This is a genomic window from Allobosea sp. CCNWLY174, assembly GCF_037120455.1.
Classification (GTDB): Bacteria; Pseudomonadota; Alphaproteobacteria; order Rhizobiales; family Beijerinckiaceae; genus Allobosea; species Allobosea lupini.
The window spans coordinates 128,985-149,031 of the sequence record NZ_JBBBBQ010000008.1 but is presented as its reverse complement, the minus strand read 5'-3'; the positions used below and the strand labels follow the sequence as shown (position 1 = coordinate 149,031).

General features: G+C 67.3%; 17 protein-coding genes. 4 read left to right on the top strand and 13 right to left on the bottom strand.

The genetic code is table 11. From position 1 onward, the window contains the following. Positions 1 to 63 precede the first annotated feature (63 nt). The 8 genes from hpxZ to fepB form a co-directional block, all read right to left on the bottom strand. Positions 64 to 444: an oxalurate catabolism protein HpxZ gene (gene hpxZ, locus V7S63_RS21495; protein ID WP_091833773.1), complete on the bottom strand. Its 381-nt coding sequence runs from the start codon at positions 442 to 444 to the stop codon at positions 64 to 66. 50 nt (positions 445 to 494) lie between these two features. Beyond that, complete coding sequence (locus tag V7S63_RS21490) at positions 495 to 2,198, bottom strand: ABC transporter ATP-binding protein (RefSeq protein WP_336531709.1); 1,704 nt, start codon at positions 2,196 to 2,198, stop codon at positions 495 to 497. A gap of 3 nt (positions 2,199 to 2,201) precedes the next feature. Next, positions 2,202 to 3,092, bottom strand: a complete 891-nt coding sequence (locus tag V7S63_RS21485) for an ABC transporter permease (RefSeq protein WP_199777424.1) — start codon at positions 3,090 to 3,092, stop codon at positions 2,202 to 2,204. 13 nt (positions 3,093 to 3,105) lie between these two features. After that, positions 3,106 to 4,119: an ABC transporter permease gene (locus V7S63_RS21480; protein ID WP_100960924.1), complete on the bottom strand. Its 1,014-nt coding sequence runs from the start codon at positions 4,117 to 4,119 to the stop codon at positions 3,106 to 3,108. A 79-nt stretch (positions 4,120 to 4,198) separates the two neighbouring features. Beyond that, positions 4,199 to 5,803 carry an ABC transporter substrate-binding protein gene (locus tag V7S63_RS21475; RefSeq protein ID WP_442896499.1) on the bottom strand — a complete coding sequence of 535 codons (1,605 nt, stop codon included), beginning with the start codon at positions 5,801 to 5,803 and terminating at the stop codon, positions 4,199 to 4,201. A gap of 212 nt (positions 5,804 to 6,015) precedes the next feature. Next, complete coding sequence (locus V7S63_RS21470; protein WP_336531707.1) at positions 6,016 to 7,047, bottom strand: FecCD family ABC transporter permease; 1,032 nt, start codon at positions 7,045 to 7,047, stop codon at positions 6,016 to 6,018. Then, a complete protein-coding gene (locus V7S63_RS21465) occupies positions 7,044 to 8,048 on the bottom strand; it encodes a FecCD family ABC transporter permease (protein WP_336531706.1) in 1,005 nt (334 codons plus the stop codon). Before V7S63_RS21465 ends, V7S63_RS21470 begins: the two co-directional genes overlap by 4 nt. After that, positions 8,045 to 9,010: a Fe2+-enterobactin ABC transporter substrate-binding protein gene (fepB, locus tag V7S63_RS21460; protein ID WP_336531705.1), complete on the bottom strand. Its 966-nt coding sequence runs from the start codon at positions 9,008 to 9,010 to the stop codon at positions 8,045 to 8,047. The genes V7S63_RS21465 and fepB overlap by 4 nt, the downstream gene beginning before the upstream one ends. A gap of 239 nt (positions 9,011 to 9,249) precedes the next feature. Here fepB and V7S63_RS21455 point away from each other — a divergent pair, with 239 nt between their 5' ends. Together V7S63_RS21455 and V7S63_RS21450 are read left to right on the top strand one after the other, a co-directional pair. Beyond that, the gene (locus V7S63_RS21455; RefSeq protein WP_442896492.1) at positions 9,250 to 10,089 is read left to right on the top strand and encodes an ABC transporter ATP-binding protein; all 840 of its coding nucleotides are present in this window, start codon (positions 9,250 to 9,252) and stop codon (positions 10,087 to 10,089) included. Then, positions 10,086 to 11,366, top strand: a complete 1,281-nt coding sequence (locus V7S63_RS21450) for an NtaA/DmoA family FMN-dependent monooxygenase (RefSeq protein ID WP_336531803.1) — start codon at positions 10,086 to 10,088, stop codon at positions 11,364 to 11,366. Before V7S63_RS21455 ends, V7S63_RS21450 begins: the two co-directional genes overlap by 4 nt. A gap of 6 nt (positions 11,367 to 11,372) precedes the next feature. Here the strand turns inward: V7S63_RS21450 and V7S63_RS21445 are convergent, their stop codons facing one another. Continuing rightward, positions 11,373 to 12,125: an IclR family transcriptional regulator gene (locus V7S63_RS21445; protein ID WP_336531703.1), complete on the bottom strand. Its 753-nt coding sequence runs from the start codon at positions 12,123 to 12,125 to the stop codon at positions 11,373 to 11,375. Positions 12,126 to 12,408: 283 nt separating this feature from the next. Here V7S63_RS21445 and V7S63_RS21440 point away from each other — a divergent pair, with 283 nt between their 5' ends. Both V7S63_RS21440 and V7S63_RS21435 read left to right on the top strand, forming a co-directional pair. Beyond that, the gene (locus V7S63_RS21440; RefSeq protein WP_336531702.1) at positions 12,409 to 14,490 is read left to right on the top strand and encodes a TonB-dependent receptor; all 2,082 of its coding nucleotides are present in this window, start codon (positions 12,409 to 12,411) and stop codon (positions 14,488 to 14,490) included. A 98-nt stretch (positions 14,491 to 14,588) separates the two neighbouring features. Next, on the top strand, positions 14,589 to 15,626 hold the full coding sequence (locus V7S63_RS21435; RefSeq protein WP_336531701.1) for a methyltransferase: 1,038 nt from the start codon (positions 14,589 to 14,591) through the stop codon (positions 15,624 to 15,626). 22 nt (positions 15,627 to 15,648) lie between these two features. On the opposite strand, the gene V7S63_RS21430 is transcribed toward V7S63_RS21435, so the two are convergent. From V7S63_RS21430 to V7S63_RS21415, 4 genes are read right to left on the bottom strand one after another with little or no spacing between them, the layout of a single operon-like run. After that, positions 15,649 to 16,368 (bottom strand): 4'-phosphopantetheinyl transferase family protein, encoded by a 720-nt coding sequence (locus tag V7S63_RS21430; protein WP_336531700.1) that lies wholly within the window; start codon positions 16,366 to 16,368, stop codon positions 15,649 to 15,651. After that, on the bottom strand, positions 16,332 to 17,204 hold the full coding sequence (locus V7S63_RS21425) for an isochorismatase (protein WP_336531699.1): 873 nt from the start codon (positions 17,202 to 17,204) through the stop codon (positions 16,332 to 16,334). Before V7S63_RS21425 ends, V7S63_RS21430 begins: the two co-directional genes overlap by 37 nt. 29 nt (positions 17,205 to 17,233) lie before the next feature. Continuing rightward, positions 17,234 to 18,838 carry a (2,3-dihydroxybenzoyl)adenylate synthase gene (locus V7S63_RS21420; RefSeq protein ID WP_336531698.1) on the bottom strand — a complete coding sequence of 535 codons (1,605 nt, stop codon included), beginning with the start codon at positions 18,836 to 18,838 and terminating at the stop codon, positions 17,234 to 17,236. Positions 18,839 to 18,855: 17 nt separating this feature from the next. Continuing rightward, on the bottom strand, positions 18,856 to 20,019 hold the full coding sequence (locus tag V7S63_RS21415; protein WP_336531697.1) for an isochorismate synthase: 1,164 nt from the start codon (positions 20,017 to 20,019) through the stop codon (positions 18,856 to 18,858). Positions 20,020 to 20,047 lie beyond the last annotated feature (28 nt).

The window sequence follows — 20,047 nt, the reverse complement described above, 5'->3', positions numbered from 1 at the left end:
GCCTCGCCGTTCTTAGCAGGCGGAAACCGCAGCGTCATGACGCGGGGCGGTGGCGGACGGACGTCATTCGGCGATGACGCTGACATGGGCGGCGACCACCCGCCAGCCTTCCTCAAACTTCACCCAGGTCTGGCTCTGGCGGCCGACCTTTCCGACCATCGAGTCGCGGCGGAACAGCGTGTTCGCCGTCGCCATGGCCTCACCATAGCTGGTGATGACAGTTCGTTCCAATGCGCGTTCCAGGCCGACCGGCGAGCGCGCCGAGCGGAAGGCTGCGATCTCGGCATAGCCATAGAGATTTTCGGCGACGCCGTAACGCAGCGTGGCCGGACTGTCCTTGAACAGCCGGTCGAGCGTCGCGACGTCGTTGGTCGTCAGCGCGCGCTCGTACTCGGCGAAGGCCGCCTCGACTTCGGCCAGCACGGCCGGGTCGTTGATCTTCATCGGGGTTTCCTCATCCGGTCATCGTCTTCTTGCGCCAGCCGTGCTCCCGCTCACAGGGGCGGATGCGGGATCGCGGTCAGCAATTCCTTGGTGTAGTCCGCCTGCGGCGCGCCCAATACCGCCTCGGCCGTGCCTTCCTCGACGATCCGGCCGCTTCGCATCACGATCACGCGGTCGCAGAGCAGACGGACGACGTTCAGATCGTGCGAGACGAAGATGTAGCTCATGCGAAGGCGCTGCCTCAGCTCCTCGAGCAGGTTCAGCACCACCGCCTGCACGGAGACGTCGAGCGCCGCCGTCGGCTCGTCGAGGATGACGAGATCGGGATTGAGCGCGATCGCTCGTGCGATACCGACGCGTGCCTTCTGCCCGCCCGAAAGCTGGTGAGGGAAGCGGTCGATCAGCTCGACCGGCAGTCCGACTAGCCCGGCCAGTTCCTCGCAGCGGGCGCGCAGGGCCTCACGGCCACGGATCGTGCCCATACGCAGAACGGGATCGAGGATGGCGCGCTCGGCGGTGAAGCGCGGATTCAGGCTGTCGGTCGGATCCTGGAACACCATCTGGATACGCCGGCGCAGCGGCGTCAACGCGAACTGCCTGGCCGGGATCGACCCGATATCCTGCCCGTCGAAGACGATCCGACCCGCCGTCGGGTCGAGCAATCGGTTGACCATCATCGAGGTCGTCGACTTGCCGCAGCCGGATTCGCCAACGAGGCCGAGCGTCTCGCCGCGCCGGACCGAAAAGCCGATGCCGTCGACGGCCCGGAAGGCGGGCTTTTCCGGCTCGGCCTTGCCAGTCAGCTTCGCAAGGAGCGAGCCCGCCGCCGGGCGCGGATACTCCTTGACCAGGTTCTCGACGAGGAGCAGCGGAGCGCCGCCCTGATCCAGGTTTGGAACGCTGGTCCTGGAGGCCGTCATTGCTTCGGGCGGAGCGTCCGGCAGGAGGTCACGCAGTTGCATGCCGACGCGTGGCGTCGCCTTCATAAGCCGCCGCGTATATGGGTGCTGCGGATTGCGGAAGATCTCGGCTGCGGCCGCGGTCTCGACGACGCGGCCCTTCTCCATCACCACGACCTTGTCGCAATAGGCGGCGGCAAGGCCGAGATCATGGGTGATCAGGATGGTCGACATGCCGCGCTCGCGGGTGAGCTCGACGATCAGGTCCATCACCGCCTTCTGCGTGGTGACGTCGAGACCGGTCGTCGGCTCGTCTGCGATCAGCAGCTGCGGCTGGCAGGCGAGCGCCAGCGCGATCACGATGCGCTGGCACATGCCGCCCGAGAGCTCGAAGGGATAGGCGTCATAGCGCTCCTGCGGACGCGCGATCCGCACCTTCTCCAACGCCGCGATGGCCTTCTCGCGCGCCGTCGCCCGGGTCGCCTGGACATGCTGGAGCAGCACGTCCTCGATCTGCTTGCCGACCTTGCGGATCGGGTTCAGCGCGGCGCGCGGATTCTGGAAGATCATCGAGATCTCGCGGCCGCGCAGGTCGCGCATCTGCGCTTCGCTCGCGCCGACGAGATCGATGCCCGAGAAGCCGATCGAGCCTTCGGCGACGCGGCCGGCGCGGTCGAGGATACGCACCACCGCATAGGAGGTGACGGACTTGCCCGAGCCGGATTCGCCGACGATCGCGACCGTCTCACCCTTGCCGACGCTGATGTCGATCGACTTCACCGCCTGCACCTTGCCGCGGCGGGTCGCGAACTCGACGGTGAGGTTCCTGACTTCGAGGAGCGGACTGGCTGCCATCGCTCAGTTCCTCCGCTGCGGGTCGACGAGGTCGCGAACGCCGTCGCCGAGCAGGTTGAAGCAGAATACCGCCGTCATCAGGGCCAGGCCCGGAAAGAAGGCGATCCACCATTCGCCCGAGACGATGAAGCTCGCGCCCTCCGCGACCATGATCCCCCATTCCGGCGTCGGTGGGCGGACGCCAAGACCGATGAAGGACAGGCCGGCGGCGTTGAGGATGGCATAGCCCATGGTCAGCGACATCTGCACGGCCATGATCGGCATGATGTTCGGCACGATCTGGGTCAGCAGAAGCCGCCATTCCGAATTGCCGGAGAGCCGCGCCGCCTGGACGAAGCCGGCCTCGCGCCGGACATTCGCCTCGGCGCGCGCCACCCTGGCGTAGAGCGGGAAATTGATGATCGCGGTGGCGATCACGATGTTGGTCACGGAATTGCCGAGTGCGGCTACGATGCCCATGGCGAGCACGAAGAGCGGAAAGGCCATGATCGTGTCGGCGACGCGCCCGATGATCGTGTCGACCCAGCCGCCGAAGAAGCCCGCGGCGACGCCGGCAAGCCCGCCGAGCAGGAAGACGAGCGCGACCGAGGCGACCGCGATGGTGAAGTCGAGCCGCGTCGCGGCGATCACCCGGCTGAAGATGTCGCGCCCGAGCTGGTCGGTGCCGAACCAGTGGGCGGCGCTCGGCGGCTTGAGCGCCGAACTGGTGTTCGAGGCGAGTGGATCGTAAGGCACGACCAGCGGCCCGAAGATCGCGGCGAACAGGATCAGGGCGAACAGGCCGAAGGCGAGCCCGGTGACCGGGTTCTCGGAGACGATGTGCCGGGCATGAGCCAGCAGCGAAGTCGAGGGCGGGGCTTCGAAGCGCAGCGGCGGCGGCTCGACCTTGCTCATGTCGTTCATCGGCTCAGGCCTCCAGCCGGACGCGGGGGTCGATCACGCCGTAGAGGATGTCGATCGCGAGGTTGAGGGCGACGTAGAGGATCGCCATGGTGAGCACGAAGCCCTGGATCGGCGCGTAGTCGGAGGCGATCAGCGCCTCGACCGCATAGGAGCCGACCCCCGGCCAGGCGAAGACCTTCTCGACGAGCACATTGGCGCCGAGCAGGAACGAGAAGACCATGCCGAGCGTGGTGACCACCGGCAGCATGGCGTTGCGGAAGGCATAGGTGCCGATCACCGCCCGCGTGGACAGGCCGCTGGCGCGCGCGGTGCGGACGAAATCGGCGCCGAGCACGGCGAGCATCGAGGCGCGGGTCATGCGTGTGATCGGCGCCAGCGAGAAGATCGCGAGGGTCAGCGCCGGCAGCGCGATCTGGGAGAGTGCGGCGCGGAAGGTTTCAGGATCGCGCGCGACCAGGCTGTCGATCAGCAGGAAGCCGGTGACGCGGGGCGGCTCGGAGGCGAAGGCGTCGAGCCGCCCCAGTGGTGCCGGCGCCCAGCCGAGGATGAAATAGAACACGTAGACCAGCAGCAGGCCGGTGAAGAAGACGGGCAGGGAAACCCCGGCCGTCGCGACGATGCGGCAGAGATGATCGATCCAGGAGCCCTGCCTGACCGCCGCGAGCACGCCGAGCGGCAAGGCGATCGCCATCGAGATCAGCAGGCCGAACAGCGTCAGCTCGGCCGAGGCCGGCAGGCGCTGGGCCAGATCGGCCGTCACCGGCTGCCCAGTCGTCAGCGACTGGCCGAGATCGCCTTTCAGCAGCGCCGTCACATAGGACACGAACTGCACCGGCAACGGCTGGTCGAGCCCGAGCTTGCTGCGGATCTCGGCGATGGCCTGCGGCGTCGCCGCAGGCCCGGCGAAATAGGCTGCTGTGTCGCCGGGCAGCACGCGCGTCAGCAGGAAGGTGACGATGATGACGCCGAGGATCGACGGGATCGTCGTCTTCAGCCGGGCGATGATCAGGCCGAGCATGGGGAAGCCTCCGCTGCTGCCGTCATGCCGGGTTCGCGCGGGCGGCGCGCCCCGGCATGACGGGCTGTTTCCTGCGTCGTCACGCCTTGGTCAGGTAGCGGAAGTCCGGCTCGCGGCAGGGCTGGAACTGGTAGCCGCCGATCGACTTCTGCAATGCGACGTCATGGGTCGGCTGGTTGATCGGCACCATCGGCACCTCGGCGTTCACCAGCTTGATGAAGTCGACGACATTGGCGTCGTAGGCGGCCTTGTCGGGCGCGAAGCGGGCAGCGTCGACGAGCTTGTCCAGCGCCGGGTTCTGGTAGGCGGCGATGTTGAAGATCGAATTGTTGCCGTGCATCGTCCAGAACAGGTAGTAGTCGGGATAGTCGAGCCAGCCGGCGAAGCGGTTCAGCACCATCGGATTGGTCTTCTTGGCGATCTCGGTGCGGAAATTCGCGCCTGGGACCTTGTTGATCTCGACGGTGATCCCGACCGAAGCCAGCGCCTCCTTGATCAGCACAGCCATTGGCTCGGCAACGGTGGCGTTGCCGGCGTCGAAATACAGCGTCGTCGTGAACGGGCCGCCGGCGGCGTCGACCAGCGCCTTGGCCTTGGCCACGTCGGTCTTGTAGGGGAAGGGCTGCGGCCAGGCGACCTTGGTCGTCGTGCCGCCCGACATGTCGACGCCGCGCCCGAATAGCGAAGCCTGCAGGATCTTCTCATAGGGCATCACCCAGGCGACCGCCTGGCGCAGCCGCACATCCTTGAACGGGCCGACCTGCGTGTTGAGGTAGCAGCCCCAGACGCCGTTGGGGATCGGCACGCCGACGACATTGACCTTGCCGCCATCGAGCAGATCCTTGAAATCCTTCGGCGGCAGACCGTAGGACACGTCGGCGTCGCCGCGCTCCATCAGGGCCCGTCGCGTCGCGGGCGAGGCGATGTCGCGCGCGATGATGCGGCGCAGCTGCGGCAGCTTCCCACAAGCCCAGGCGTCATTGCGGACATAGATCGTCTCGACACCCGGCTTCCAGCTCTCGACCTTGTAGGCGCCCGAGCCGGCGATGTTGTTCTTGAGATACTCCTTGGCGTGCGGGTCACCGCCGCCGTTCTTTATGGCGAGCTCGGAATCGAAGACGAAGGGGATCGTCACGGCGAGGTTGGGCAGCGTCATCTTGTCCTTGCGGACGAAGTCGACGCGGAAGGTCTTGTCGTCGACGACGACGAACTGCTCGGGCTTCTCCAGCGAGCCGGCATTCATCTGGGTGGTCGCGAAGCCGCCGATCGTGCAGGCCCGATCCAGCGACCATTTCACGTCCGTCGCGGTCACCGGACGGCCGGAATGGAATTTCGCGTCGCGCAGCTTGAAGGTGCAGCTCATGCCGTCGGAGGCGAGCTGCCAGCTCTCGGCCAGCTCGCCCTCGAGCTCGCCCATCGAGACCTGGTTGCCGCCGCCGCCGGGGATCGGCACAGGCTTGAAGCGCAGCAGGCGATCATAGCAGTTCAACGCGACGCCATTCACCGGCTGCGACGAGCCGATGCCCTGCATGTCCAGGCTGTTGGGTCCGTATTCCTGCACGAGCAGCAATGTCTCGCTGCGGCTCGGCGCCTGTGCATGCGCGCCCTGCCTCATGACGAAGGGAGCTGCCAAACCTCCAGCTATAGCCGCCCGACGCGTGATACCCATTGTGCTCTCCCCGATTGCTGCCGGAGCCGTCAAAGGCCCGAACGCTTCACCTCGGAGAAGCCGATGCAGTTACCGTGCCGGTTCACACCCCCTTGATAACAATGGGCTTATCTCTATCAGCGAGCTTTCGCTCTCGTCGTTGCATACATTTGGCAAAATTCTGCTCAATTAATTTGCAATTGATTGTCAGCCACTATGGCAGCCATCTTGGCAGGCCCGATCGCAGCTCAGACCTTCTCGTCGCGGACCAGCCGCCAGAGCAGATAGATTCCGCCCAGGAGCCCGGTCGTCAGGCCGATCGGCAGATTGAGGCCGGACGGAACGCGCTGGCTGACCAGGTCCGCCGCCAGCAGCAGGACGGCGCCCATAGCGGCCCCAGGCAGCAGCGGCACCTCCGGCGAGCGGCACAGGCGCCGCGCGAGCTGCGGGCCGGCCAAGGCGATGAAGGCGATCGGCCCGGCCGCCGCCGTCGCCATCGCCGTCAGGCCGACGGCCGTCATCACCATGGCGAGCCGCGTGCGCTCGACCGGAACACCGAGCTGGCTGGCAGCATCGTCGCCCATCTCGAGCAGAGCGAGGCGCCGGGCATTCAGGAGCGCGACCGGCACGATCAGCACCAGGCCGAGAGCGGCCGGGACGGCATGGGACCAGCTGCGCGCCGTCAGCGAACCCGCCAGCCAGATCTGCGCGGAGATCGAGCGGTCAAGGTCGCTCGCCACAAGCAGGATCGTATTGACGCCGGACAGCGTCGCGCCGACACCGATGCCGACCAGCACGAGCCGGTAACCGCCGGTGACGCGCCCCTTCAGCGCCAGCATGAAGACGAGCGCTGCGGTCGCCATGCCCGACAGCACCGCTGCCAGCGCGACGGCGAGGGGATCGGCGCCGAACAGGATGATCTGCACGATCGCGCCGGTCGCCGCTCCGGTGGTGAAGCCGATGATATCGGGCGAGCCCAGCGCGTTGCGCGAGACCGACTGGAAGATCGCCCCGGCCATGCCGAGCGCCGCCCCGACGCAGGCCGCCGTGACCACGCGCGGCAGGCGCAGGCTCCAGATGACGCGTTCGGCCAGCGGATTTCCTGCCTTGCCGAACAAGGCGGCGACGACTTCGGCCGGCGTGAAGGCGAGCGTGCCCGTACCCAGCAGGACGACGGCGAGGGCAAGGGCTGCCCCGGCGAGCGCCGCGCAGACCAGCGCAGTGCGCGGCCGCCAGCGCAGCGAGAACGAACCTATCCTGAGCGTTGCGGGCGCACTCATGGCCGGATCACCCGGAAGCGGCGCACGGCCGTAATGAAGAAGGGGCCGCCAAGCAGCGCCGCGACGATGCCGGCGGCGACCTCGGAGGGCGCCGCGACCACGCGCCCGATCACATCGGCACCGAGCAGGATCAGTCCGGCAAACAGCGCCGAGCCGGGCAGGATCCAGCGATGGTCCGGGCCGACAAGCGCCCGCGCCAGATGCGGGGCGATCAGGCCGACGAAGCCGATCGGCCCGGCTGCGGCGGTGGCGGCGCCCGCCAGCAGCATCACCGCAAGGCAGGCCGACAGCCAGATCGTGCGCGGCGTGGCTCCGAGCGCCTGGCCGAGTTCCTGCCCTAGCGCCAGCACGTTGAGACCACCGACGATCGACAAGGCCACGCCGAAGCCCGCCGCAACGCCGACTGCCAGTATGAGGGCGACTTCGAAGCTCGCTCCCTCCACCGATCCAGCGGCCCAATGACGGAAATTATCGAAGGCGATGGGCGAGGCGTTGAGCACCATGATGCCGGTGATCGCGCCCAGCACGATCGAGAGGCCGGCGCCGGCGAGCACCAGCCGAACGGGATTGGTCCCGGTCTCGTGCGCCCGCCCGAGCAGGAACACGACGGCGCCGGCAAGGCCCGCTCCGAGCGCGGCGAGCCCGGCATAGTGGACGGGCCGGGTCAGGCCGAGCAGAGTCACTCCGAGCACGACGGCGACCGCCGCGCCGGCATTGATGCCGAGCAGGCCTGGCTCGGCCAAGGGATTGCGGGTGATCGCCTGCATGATCGCCCCGGCAAGGCCAAGCGCCGCACCGGCGAGAACGGCCGTGATCAATCGGGGCACCCGCAACTGCCAGACGACCAGATGCAGATCGTTGCCGGGATCATAGGCGCGCAGCGCAGCGACGACCGTGGCCAGCGGGATCGGCCGCGAGCCGACCGCGAGGCTCGCCAGCGCCAGCAAAGCGAGCGCGATGATGCCGATGGCGAGCCACCACCGGCGCCTATGCCATCTCATCGCCTGGCGAAGCTCTCGCGCAGCCGTTCGATGACCTGGCGCCCGGAATAGGGATCGATGCGGAAGGAGGTCAGCCCGAGCGGATAGACCCGCTTGGCGATGACCGCCGGGTGATTGACGAGCACCGGCTCGGCCAGGAAGCCCTCGACGTCCTTTTCGGTCGCGCGCAGGAGGAAGACGGTGTCGGCAGCGATCGCGGCCGAGAGATTCTCGCGGGAGAAGAACTCGAAATCCGAGGGACGCGCCGAATTCGGCTTCAGCTCCGCCGGCAGGCCGACGATCTCGAAGCCCAAAGCCGAGACGAGCTTGGACACCGGGCTCGCTGTCCGCGCTACCGAATAGCTGCCGGCGATGTTGTAGCCGACGATGCTGGCCTTCGCGCCCCTTGCTGGAATGGCGCCCGCCGCGGCGGCGAGATCGGTGTCGAAGTGCGCGATCGCGGCGGCAGCCTCCTTTTCGAGGCCGATCGCCTTGCCGAGGTCGGTTGCCAGCTCCTGCCAGCTCCGGCTCGAATAATCGACCACGAGAGTCGGGACGCCGAGCGCTTCCAGCTCGGCCCGGTGCTGGAGGATGCTGTCGGCGCCGGTGGTCGAAGCGATCACCAGGTCCGGCTTCCAGCCGAGCACCGCCTCGATGTCGAATTTCAGGTTGGGATAGAGCACCTTGACGCCGCGCTTGTCGGCGTCGCCGGCCCATTGCGAGAAGAAACCCTTGGCGTCGGTGAGCGGGCTCGGCGTCGTCGCCGCACTCGCGAGCAGGGGCGCCTCGATCGCCAGCAGGATGCCGGTGACGCTCGGCGTGGTCGAGACGATGCGCAGAGGCTTCCTGGCCAGCGTCAACTCGCCGGCGGCGTGCCTGATGGTACGGGGCCAGCCGGCCTCCTGGCCATAAGCCGGCCGGCCATTCCCATTCAGGGCAGCCGCGATGGTGATGATGGCGATGAAGAGCTTGATCAGGGGCATCGTCGATCTGTCTGGCCGGTGTCGTCCTGCGGGTCGGGAGCTTGGCTCCGACCACCGCCCTGCTCCATCGAGCCCAGGCGCGTCATTCCTCATGACGGATCATATTCCGCGATGCAATATGGACGCAGGACAGAGAGTCAGTTATCGAACGTAAATCCACCGACGGTGACTGCTTTACCACAACTAGAGCCGAAAGGGATGCCGTCGAAAGCCTCGAGCCCGACGACATCGACTGTAGATTGGAAGAATTGAAAAGTACTTCGCGACCCGATTCCCGTCTCCACGCCGATGCGCTGACGCTCCGCTACGAGGCGCGCACGATCTCGACCGGCCTCTCGCTCTCGATCGCCGACGGCTCGTTCACCGCGATCGTCGGACCCAATGCCTGCGGCAAGTCGACCCTGCTGCGGGCCCTGTCGCGCTTGCTCACGCCAGCCGCCGGCCAGGTGGTCCTCGACGGCAGGCAGATCGGCGAGCGCCCGGCCAAGGAGGTCGCGCGGCGCCTCGGCCTCCTGCCGCAGAGCGCGATCGCGCCGGACGGCATCACGGTCGCCGACCTCGTCGCCCGCGGCCGTTACCCGCACCAATCCTTCCTGCGGCAATGGTCGAAGGCGGATGAAGCGGCGGTCGCCGCTGCGATGCGGGCGACGCGCGTCGACACGCTTTCGACACGCCCGGTCGACGAGCTTTCCGGGGGCCAGCGCCAGCGGGTCTGGATCGCGCTGGTGCTCGCGCAGGAAACGCCGATCCTGCTGCTCGACGAGCCGACGACCTTCCTCGACATCGCCCATCAGATCGAGCTGCTCGACCTGCTGGCCGAGCTCAATGCGCAGGGGCGGACGGTCGTCGCGGTGCTGCACGATCTCAACCAGGCCTGCCGCTACGCCTCGCATCTCGTCGCGATGAAGGACGGCGCGATCGTCGCCGAGGGCCCTCCGGCAGGCATCGTCACGGCCGCGCTGATCGAAGAGGTCTTCGGCCTGCCCTGCATCGTCATCCCCGATCCGATCGCGAAAACCCCGCTCGTCGTACCCAGGGGACAAAAGCAGGCAGCGGGTTCCAGCGACCGGTCCAACTGACCATGACCAGACAGCTCCACATCGGTTTGAGCCTGACGCCGACCTGGCTGAAGAGCAGAGCAGCGGATGATCCGGACCCTCTGCCGGCCCGCGATCCCGTCGCGTTCAACCTCGCGCTGACCCGGATGGCCGAGCAGGCCAAGCTCGATTTCGTCTTCAAGCCCGACTATCTCCTGCTGCATCCGGCCGCTTCCGGCAGCGGCTTCGTCGGCCTCGACCCGACGCTGCTGCTGACCGCACTCGCCTGCCAAACGGACAGGATCGGGCTCGTCACCACCGTCTCGACCAGCTTCAACCCGCCCTTCGTGGTGGCGCGCCAGATCCAGTCGCTGCACTGGATCAGCCGGGGGCGCGTCGGCCTCAACATCGTCACCTCGATCGAGGGCGCGGAGAATTTCGGCGAGGAGCCGATGCCGCCGCCGGAGGTCCGCTATCGCAAGGCGGCCGAGTTCACTGACGTCATGTGCAAGCTGTGGCGGAGCTATCCGCATGAGGCGCTGACGGGCACGACGCCGAGCGCCGCGATCGAGCATCGCGGCGAATTCTTCAGCGTGAGGGGACCGCTCAACGTGCCCGGCCATCCGGCGGGCCCGCCGCCGCTGTTCCAGGCCGGCGCATCCGATATCGGGCGCGATTTCGCCTCCTCCATCGCCGACGCGACCTTCGCCGCCATGCCCGACCGCGAGGCCGGCATCGAACTGCGCGGCGACCTGCGCCGGCGCGCGAAGGGGCATGGCCGCAGCCCGGATTCGGTACGCGTGCTGCCGGGCCTGCATTTCTTCCTCGCCGAGACGCGTGAAGAGGCCTGGGCGCTACATGCGCGGGCGCACGCTCACCTCACCGCCGAACAGCGCCGCAAGATGGTGAAGTCGGTCCTCGGGCTCGATCTCGGCGACCTTGCGCCCGAAGCGCGCGTGACGGCGCCGATGCTGCCGCCGCTCGATACGCCGGTGCGCAGCCGCACCCATGCCGAGCTGCTGCGGCGCTTCATCGCGGCGAACGAGCCTACTGTAGCTGAAGTGTTGGCGCGGCCGGAGGTCGTCGGCTCGGCCCATTGGGTCTGCGTCGGAACCGTCGACGACGTCCTCGCAGAGATCACCGCCTGGTTCGAGGCCGGGGCGATCGACGGCGTCATCGCGATCCCCGGCGGCTCCATGGAATCGCTGCGCCTGTTCCTGGAGGAGCTGGTTCCGGCTCTGGCGCGGCGGGGCCTGTTCCGCAGCGACTATGAAGGCACGACGCTGCGCCAACACCTGGGGATCGACGAAGAGCAGTGATGCAGCTCAGGTGCCACCCGAGTCCCGCGTCGCCGCCTGCGCCGCGGCAAAAAGGGCGGCGCGATGGCTCTCGGCCTCGGCGGTCTTGACGAAGGAGACGGTGGTGACGACGCAGGCGATCTCGCCGAGCGCGTTGAAGACCGGTGCGGCCTTACCGGTCAGCAGCGAAAACAGGTGTTCGTTCAGCTCCGCGCCCGCGTCGCGCCGGACGGCGTCTAGCATCTCGGCCGGCGGGCGGCTGCCGCGGAAGGAGGCCGGCTGCAGCTTGCGTGCGGCGGCGATCGCCTCCTTCGGCAGATGCGCCTGGAAGACGAAGCCGCAGGCGGTGTTGTCGACAGGCAGGACGTCGCCCAGCGTCACCGTGCTGAGCGCGAAATCGGTGTTGCGGTACCAGCGCACGATGGTCGGCCCCCGCTCGGTCCAGATCGCCACGCCGCAGCTGGCGGCGATAGCGGACGCCAGCCTCTTCATCGCCCGGGCCGCGACCTCGACCGCATCGATGCGCCGAAGTGCGCGCACCCCGATGCTGAGGGCGACCGGGCCGAGATCGTAATGGCCTGTGACGTCGTCCTGCGCCGCCAGCCCCTCCCGCACCAGGCTCTGCATGTAGCGATGGGCGGTGGACGAACCGGTGCGCGCCCGCCGGGCGATCTCGCCCAGCACCAAGGGCCCGTCCGCCTTGGCCAGGATGTCGAGGAAGCGGGCGGCGATCGAGACCGACTGGATCGTCGGCGAGCGTTTGGTGCTGAGGCTGGTCATGCGAATCGCGGCAGGAAAGCGCGGCAGATGCCGGCCCGCGCTTTGTGACACCGGGAGCCTGCCGGCGACAAGCACCGCCTCATTCGAGCGCTTCCAAACACCGCGCGGCGCAGCCCGAGAACTGCGACCGGAAAAGCACAGCGGGACGGCAATACGGCGATCCTGTGCTCGCTTCATGTTGACATGCGGAATGCATCCCACACTGTAGGATCATTCAGTGTGACCTCGCGAGCCACGGCCTCGTCCCCAGCCAGCGAGATTTGATAGGGTGGTGGGGAACCTCATGTCGTCCAAGCTTGTCCTGATGCGCAGCGTGAGCTTCGCATCGCTCATCGCCGTCGCTGCCGCGACGCCGGCCTTCGCGCAGAGCAATCCGGCCCCGACCGCCGGGACGATCGAGCTCGATGCGATCACGGTCACCGGCGAGAAGGTCGAGCGCGATCTGAAGAACACGGCATCGTCGGTTTCGGTCATTACCGATAAGGACATCGCCCGGGCGAACACCGGCAACGCCACCGTGTCCGAGATCCTCGTCGGCACGCCGAACGTGACCTATAGCGATACGGTCAGCGCTCCGATCATCCGCGGCCTGGACACGCAAGGCCCGCTCACCGGCCAGAACTCGTTCTGGGGCGGCACGGTGCCGCGCGCGACCATCAATGTCGACGGCCACTATCTCAGCTACAACGAGTTCTATTTCGGCGCGACGTCGCCCTGGGACGTGAAGAGCATCGAGGTCTTCCGCGGGCCGCAGACGACCTCGCAGGGCGCCAACGCGATCGCCGGCGCGATCATCGTCAACACCAAGGACCCGACCTTCACCCGCGAAGCAGCCTTCCTGACCGAGTTCGGGAGCTATGCGACGCGGCGCGCCGCGCTGATGCTGTCGGGACCGATCATCAAGGACCAGCTCGCCGGGCGCATCACGCTCGATTATTCCGGCCGCGACACCTTCATCGACTATATCAGTCCGAACTTCCAGACGCGCTATGCCGACCAGGATTTCCGGAACCTGAACCTGCGGGCCAAGCTGCTCTGGCGCCCGAGCGAGTTGCCCGGCTTCGAGGCGAAGCTCACCTATTCGCGCAACGAGAGCAACCGGCCGAGCCAGGAGGCGGCGTCGGCTCCGTTCGACCGGCTGAAGCACGTCACCACGACGATGCCGAGCTTCAAGCAGAACAGCAACACCGGCGTCCTCGACCTCAGCTATGATTTCGGCAACCGCCTCAAACTGTCCAACCAGACGCAGTTCACCGACCTCTCGGTGAGCCGCAAGACCGGCCTGCTCGGCAATGGCGATGCCTATATCACCCAGCGGAACATCTCGAACGAGCTCCGGCTGAACTATGGCGAGCAGAGCGATGTCATCAGTGGCGTCGCCGGGGTCTACTATGCCCACACCAAGACGGACGAGCTGCTCTATCTCACCGGCCGGTCGACCTTCGATGACACCAAGCGCAATCTCGGCATCTTCGGCGAGGCCAGCTATCGCCTGACCGATCGCTGGACCTTCACCGGCTCGCTGCGCTTCCAGCAGGACCAGATCGAGCGTGTCGGCCGCACGGTCTTTGCTGCGCAAGGCGTCAATTTCGACAAGACCTTCCAGGCCGTGCTGCCCAAGGCCTCGATCGCCTATGCGGTGACGCCGGACTGGACCGTCGGTGCGCTGGTCAATCGCGGCTACAATCCCGGCGGCGTCTCGCTCAACCTCACCGCCGGCCGGTGGCAGCCGTTCCAGGAAGAGACGTCGTGGAATTATGAGCTGTTCACCCGCGCCAGCCTGCTGAACAACCGGCTGAACGTCAGCGGAAACCTGTTCTACACCGACTTCCAGAACGCCCAGTACTTCATCCCGGTCGTGCTCACGACGGGCGTGGTGCAGTCCTATGCGATCAATGCCGAGAAGGCCCATACCTACGGGCTCGAGGTCAACGCCGATTACCGCCTGCTCGACAACCTGATGCTGAAGGCCGGTGCCGGCCTGCTGCGCACCGAGATCGACAAGATCTCCGCCAATGCCGGCTACAAGGGCAACGAATTCGCGAAATCCCCGGGCTACATGATGAGCTTCGGCGTGAGCTGGGACGTCACCAGCAAGCTCAACCTCACCGCCCAGCTCCGCCACACAGACGGCTATTATTCCGACGTCGCCAATACGCGCCTTTATCTGATCAAGCCCTATACGATCGCCGACATGCGCGCGAGCTATCAGATCACGGACAATCTGCAGGTCTATGGCTACGTCAAGAACATCTTCGACGAGCGCAAGCCGACCTATATGCAGCAGAATCGCGGCATCGGCGGCACCGAGGCGAGCATGACCGAGCCGCGCATGTTCGGCGCCGGCATCAAGGGCACGTTCTGAACGAGCGCTCTTGGCGCGCCTGACAAGACGGCGCGGCGGCGAGCGATTGCGCCGCCGCTCCTCTGCCTGCTCCCAACTGTCTTGCAAGGAGGTTCGCAATGAACAACCTGTCGCGCCCGGCCGCGCCACCGCCCGCCCCGCCTTTGCGCCTGCTCCAGCAGATCGCCGCCTATCGCACCTCCCATTGCATCCGCACCGCGGTCGAGCTCGGCATCCCCGCTGCGCTGCAGGAGGGGCCTCGGACCGCCGGCGAGCTCGCCGAACGCATCAGCGGCAAGGCCGAGTTGCTGGCAAGGCTGCTCGGCCATCTCGTCAACGAAGAGATCATCGGTCGCGACGATGCAGGCCGCTACATCGCCGTGCCGACGACGCGCGCCCTCGTTCCCGGCCATCCCCATTCGCTGGTGCCCTGGGTCCGCTTCGAGCTCGATCCGCTGCACGGGCGCGCCTGGGAGCGGCTCGGCGAGCAGATCAAAAGCGGCACGCCTGCGTTCGAGCTCGCCCATGGCAGCCCGTTCTTCAGCTGGCTCGGCCAGGACGAGGCGGCGCAGGGGCGCTTCGACATCCAGATGCGCGCGATCGCGACGGCGCTGATCGGCGTCGCGGTGCGCCACATCCAGTTCTCGGCCGGCGAGACGATCGTCGATGTCGGCGGCGGCGACGGCTCGCTGCTGGCGGAGCTGCTCAGCCGTAATCCCTGCACCAGCGGCGTGCTCTATGAGCTGCCGCGGGCGACCGAGGCGCTCAATCCGCACTTCGCCGAGCTGGTGCAGGCGGGGCGAGCCCGGGTGCAGCACGGCTCGTTCTTCGACGAGATCCCCTCAGGCGGCGACGCCTATGTCTTCAGCCGTATCCTGCACGACTTCGACGACAAGGCCGCCGGCCGCATCCTCGCCAACGCGAAAGCCGCGACCCGGGGGCCGGAGCGCTTCATCGTGGTCGACATCATGGTCGATCCCGCCCGCGGCAGGCCGAACGAGACCTCGCAGGACCTGCTGATGATGGTGCTGATGGGCGGGCAGGAGCGCAGCGCCGGCGAGTTCTCGCAGCTGCTGGCCGCAAGCGGCTTCGAGACCGCCTCGGTCACGCCGACCGCCTCACCATTCCATATCCTGGAATTCCGCCACCCACGCTGAGGCAGGTGGCACGCCGACTCCGTCAAGCCGGGATCAGCACGCGCGTCAGCAGCAGGTCGCCGAAGCGCGCGAAGCGGACTTCGATCTCGCGACCGGCCGGAAACTCCGACGACAACCCCTCGACGAGGCGCAGGCGCGCCGTGCCCTGCCCGTTCCAAGCCACCAGTTCGGAGAGCTGGAAAGACATCGTGCGGCGCAGCAGTGGATGCAGCGCCTTGAACAGGCTCTCCTTGGCCGAGAAGGCGAGCGTCACCGAGAAGGGGTCATTCCCGAGACGACGGCGTTCCCGGGGCGTCAGTGCCTCGGATGCGACCTCGCTCGCCCCCTGCCCGTCCATGAGCCGCTCGATGTCGACGCCGATGCCGCGGCAGGCGCCGGCACGCGCGGCGATGGCGATCGCGACATCGCCGCTATGCGAGATCGAGCCGACGATACCGTCAGGCCAGAGCGGCGAGCGATCGGACGCCATGCCGGGACAGGCGCCCTGCCCGGTCAGCAACCGCAGGGCCTCGCTGGCGCAGCGCCGGCCCGCCAGCCATTCGGCTCGGCGCCGGGGCGCGGCCCGCGCGATACGATCCGGCAGGACGACGCCGGGGGCTGCCTGACCGGGCTCGCGCGAGAACCGCATCGCGGCGCAGCGATAGTCGATGGGCTCGTCCTGCCAGGGATGGAGCAGCTTTGGCCCGCTCTCCACCAGCACCCGGCTCAGGCCGCCAGGCGGCGCTGCTCGATCAGCGACCACCAGCCGTTCAGCGTCGGCACGCGGGCGAGATCGTCGAAGCCGACGATGACGCCGCGCTCCTTCAGCTCGCTGGCGAGCACCATGACCTGCACCGAATCGAGCCCGTAGAAGATCAGGTTCTCGTCGGGGTCGAGCTCGGTCTCGTCCTCGACCAGTTCGAGCACGCGCGCCTGCAGCCATTCGCGCGTCGCCTGCGGACGCTCCGCCACGCCCGCAAGACCGTCAGTCGAAACCAGTGCGCCACAGCGCGTCGCGACATAGCGCAGCGCCATCAGATGCTCGGCCTCGGAGAAATCGGCGACGGCGTCGCCGACCAGGAAGGGCTGGATGTCGCTCATGAACGCGTCGACGGCCGTCACCATGCAGCCGATATGGGCGTAGACGCCGCCGATCACGAGCTGATCGCGGCCAAGCCCGCGCATCCGCTCCAGCAGGTCGGAGCGCTTGAAGGCGCTGTAGCGCCATTTGGTGAGGACGATATCGTCCGGGCCTGGCGTCAACTCGGCGACGACCTCCTGCAGATCGGGCGCGGCGACGGTAAGACCCGGCCCCCACATGTCGTTGAGCAGAGCGCGGTCTCCTTGCGGCTGCTCATGCGGCTGGGCGGTGTAGACGACCGGCACGCCATTGGCCCGCGCCCAGTCGCGCAGGCGCACGAGATTGCCGATCAGCTGCGGCAGCAGCGCGCCCTTCGCATCGTAGAAGCGCAGGAAATAGCGCTGCATGTCATGGATCAGCAGCACGGCGCGCTTGGGATCGGGCCGCCATTGCGTGCGGTTGGCCGGAAAGGCGCTCGCCGCCGGCATCGAATAGTCGGTGATCTGCGGAATGGTCATGGAATCTCTCGTGAACTGGATGAGGAGGATCAGGCGAGCTCGGCGCGCAGGCGCTTCTTGTCGATCTTGCCGACAGGGGTGAGCGGCATCGTCTCGATGAAGCGGACGCGGTCCGGCAGCTTGTATTCGGCGACGCCGAGCTCCAGCAGGTGGCGCCTCAGAACCGGCCCGCGCAGGGCCGCGTCGCGGGCGACGATGAAGGCGCAGCTCTTCTCGCCGAGCAGCGCGTCCTGCATGGCGACGAGCGCCGCATGCGTCACCTCGGGATGGCGCAGCAGGAGATTCTCTATCTCCTCGGCCGCGACCTTCTCGCCGCCGCGGTTGATCTGGTCCTTGACCCGGCCGACCACGCGCAAATAACCGCCGCGAACACGCTGGACGACGTCGCCGGAGTAGTAGAACCCGTCCGCGTCGAAAACCTTGGCACTGTGCTCGGGCGCGCGGTAATAGCCGCGGAAGGTGTAGGGACCCCGCGTCGCCAGCTCGCCGCTCTCTCCCTCCGGAACGGGGTCGCCGTCCTCGTCGACGATCTTGACCTCGTCATCCGGGCTGATCGGCCGCCCCTGGGTGGTGAAGACGATCTCGTCGTCATCGCCGAAGCGGGTGTAGTTCACCAGCCCCTCGGCCATGCCGAAGACCTGCTGCAGCGCGCAGCCGAATACCCCGGGCACCTGCCGCGCCAGCGCCTCGGCGAAGCTGGCGCCGCCCACCTGCATCAACCTGAGCGAGTCGAGCTTCGGCTTCTCTCTCCCCGCCGCCTCCAGCCAGAGCGCCACCGCCGTCGGCACCAGCGCGACCATGTCGACCTGGTGCTGCTCGATCAAAGCAAAGCAGACGAGCGGCTCGGGGCTCGCCGCCAGCACGACGCAGCCGCCGGCATGGAAGACGCCGAGCGCGCCTGGGGACGAGAGCAGGAAATTGTGCCCGGCCGGCAGCGCACAGAGGAACCGCGTCTGCGGCGACAGCCCGCAGATCTCGGCGCTCGCCCGGACGCTGTAGTCATAGTCGTTATGGGTGCGCGGGATCAGCTTCGGCGTGCCGGTGCTGCCGCCCGAGAGCTGGAAGAACGCAACCTCGTCGGCGGGCGATGGCGAGCCTGCCGGGGCGGCGCTGGTCTCGGACGCCAGCCAGCGCTCGAGATCGTTGTAGGCGCGCTTGCCGCCGAGCAGCAGCACCAGCGACAGACGCGGCGAGAGCGTCCTCAGCTCGGTCGTGAAGTCGTCATCGGCGAAGAGCTCATGCGACCGTGCTCCAATCACCAGCCGCGGCTCGATCTGCTGGGCATAGGAGGTCATCTCCAGCTTGCGATGGCTAAAGAGCGCATTGACCGGCGCGACACCGATCTTCAGCAGCGCGAAGAAGACGATGTAGAACTCGGCACAGTTCGGCAGCTGCACGAGCGCCGTATCGCCTTGCCCGAGCCCGGCTTCGCTCAATCGGAAGGCCAGGTTCGAGGCTTTCCGGTCGAGCTCGGCATAGCTGATCTGCCTGTCACCGCAGATGATCGCTATCGCGTCGGGGCGCTCCTGCCGCTGGGTGTCGAGGATGCGCGTCAGGGGCTGGTCGAGCCAGTAGCCTCGTGCGCGATAGCGCGCGGCGAAATCCGCCGGCCAGCGCTGGAAGTCGATGGTCATGCCATGATCCTTCGATGTCAGGCGGCGAGGCCGCAGGCGCTGAGCATGGTGCCGAGCTTGGCCTGCACCTCCTCCCATTCGGAGGCGGGATTGGAGGCCTCGACGATGCCCGCGCCGGCGAAGAGCCGCAGCGTATCGTGCCGGGCGATGCCGCAGCGGATGGTGATCGCCCATTCGCCGTTGCCCTGCGCATCGCACCAGCCAACCAGGCCGGTGAACAGCCCGCGCTCGAACGGCTCGACATAGCGGATCAGCTTATGGGCGCTCTCGGTCGGGAAGCCGCAGACCGCCGGCGTCGGATGGATGATGCAGGCGAGCTGGAGCGCGGTCATCGCCGGGTCCTTCAGCGCGCCCTCGATCCGCGTCGAGAGATGCCACATCGCCGCCGTGCTCATCAGCGAGGGGGCGGCAGGAACATCGAGCCTGGCGCAGAGCGGCGCCAGGATCGAGCGGATGTTCTCGATCACCAGCCGGTGCTCGTACTGGTCCTTCTGCGAGCGATCCAATTGCTCCGCCGCGGCGCGGTCGGCCCGCGGATCGGGCTGCCGCTTGGCCGAGCCCGCCAGCGGGTTCGAGACGATCCGGCCGCCCTCCTTGCGGATCAGCAGCTCGGGGCTGACCCCGACCAGCTCACCCTCGTCGGGCAGGGGGATCCTGAACAGATAACCCTGGCTGTTCTGCGCGCGCAGGCCGGCGAGCAGCCGGCCGACATCCATGCTTTCGGCGAAGCGCAGTTCGCGGATCACCGACAGCACCGCCTTGCGGACATCGCTATGACGGAAATTGACGATGGCGTGCTCGACCGCCTTCTTGAAACCGTCCTCGTCCGGAAGGCTGCGTTGGTCGAGCAGGTCGGGAACGCCAGAAGGCTCGCCCACAACTTCCGCCACGGCCGCCTGTTCGCGCCATTCATAGGCCGCCGGGACATAGAGGCAGGAAGGCTCGCGCACATCGAAGGGGATGGCGCCGACGAGGATCGGATTGGCCTGCCCGGCCCGCCTCGCCCGCTCGAAAGCAGCTTCAACTGCCGCGTGCAGACCCTGTCCGCGATCCTGCCCACCGCGGGCCGGCACGGAGATCCATTCATGGATTCCCGATGACAACAACTCTCGGCCATTTGATGCGAATAAAGCACCAAATTCGAAATTAAGATTCTGTTTCAAGGCTAAATTTTCCAGCATTGAAGTTACTCTACTTCTAAAGAGGCTT

Bases quoted from the DNA above. Each gene is read 5' to 3' on its own strand.
- hpxZ (WP_091833773.1), bottom strand. From the start codon at position 444: ATGAAGATCAACGACCCGGCCGTGCTGGCCGAAGTCGAGGCGGCCTTC.
- V7S63_RS21490 (WP_336531709.1), bottom strand. From the start codon at position 2,198: ATGGCAGCCAGTCCGCTCCTCGAAGTCAGGAACCTCACCGTCGAGTTC.
- V7S63_RS21485 (WP_199777424.1), bottom strand. From the start codon at position 3,092: ATGAGCAAGGTCGAGCCGCCGCCGCTGCGCTTCGAAGCCCCGCCCTCG.
- V7S63_RS21480 (WP_100960924.1), bottom strand. From the start codon at position 4,119: ATGCTCGGCCTGATCATCGCCCGGCTGAAGACGACGATCCCGTCGATC.
- V7S63_RS21470 (WP_336531707.1), bottom strand. From the start codon at position 7,047: ATGAGTGCGCCCGCAACGCTCAGGATAGGTTCGTTCTCGCTGCGCTGG.
- V7S63_RS21465 (WP_336531706.1), bottom strand. From the start codon at position 8,048: ATGAGATGGCATAGGCGCCGGTGGTGGCTCGCCATCGGCATCATCGCG.
- fepB (WP_336531705.1), bottom strand. From the start codon at position 9,010: ATGCCCCTGATCAAGCTCTTCATCGCCATCATCACCATCGCGGCTGCC.
- V7S63_RS21445 (WP_336531703.1), bottom strand. From the start codon at position 12,125: ATGACCAGCCTCAGCACCAAACGCTCGCCGACGATCCAGTCGGTCTCG.
- V7S63_RS21440 (WP_336531702.1), top strand. From the start codon at position 12,409: ATGTCGTCCAAGCTTGTCCTGATGCGCAGCGTGAGCTTCGCATCGCTC.
- V7S63_RS21435 (WP_336531701.1), top strand. From the start codon at position 14,589: ATGAACAACCTGTCGCGCCCGGCCGCGCCACCGCCCGCCCCGCCTTTG.
- V7S63_RS21425 (WP_336531699.1), bottom strand. From the start codon at position 17,204: ATGACCATTCCGCAGATCACCGACTATTCGATGCCGGCGGCGAGCGCC.
- V7S63_RS21420 (WP_336531698.1), bottom strand. From the start codon at position 18,838: ATGACCATCGACTTCCAGCGCTGGCCGGCGGATTTCGCCGCGCGCTAT.
- V7S63_RS21415 (WP_336531697.1), bottom strand. From the start codon at position 20,019: ATGCTGGAAAATTTAGCCTTGAAACAGAATCTTAATTTCGAATTTGGT.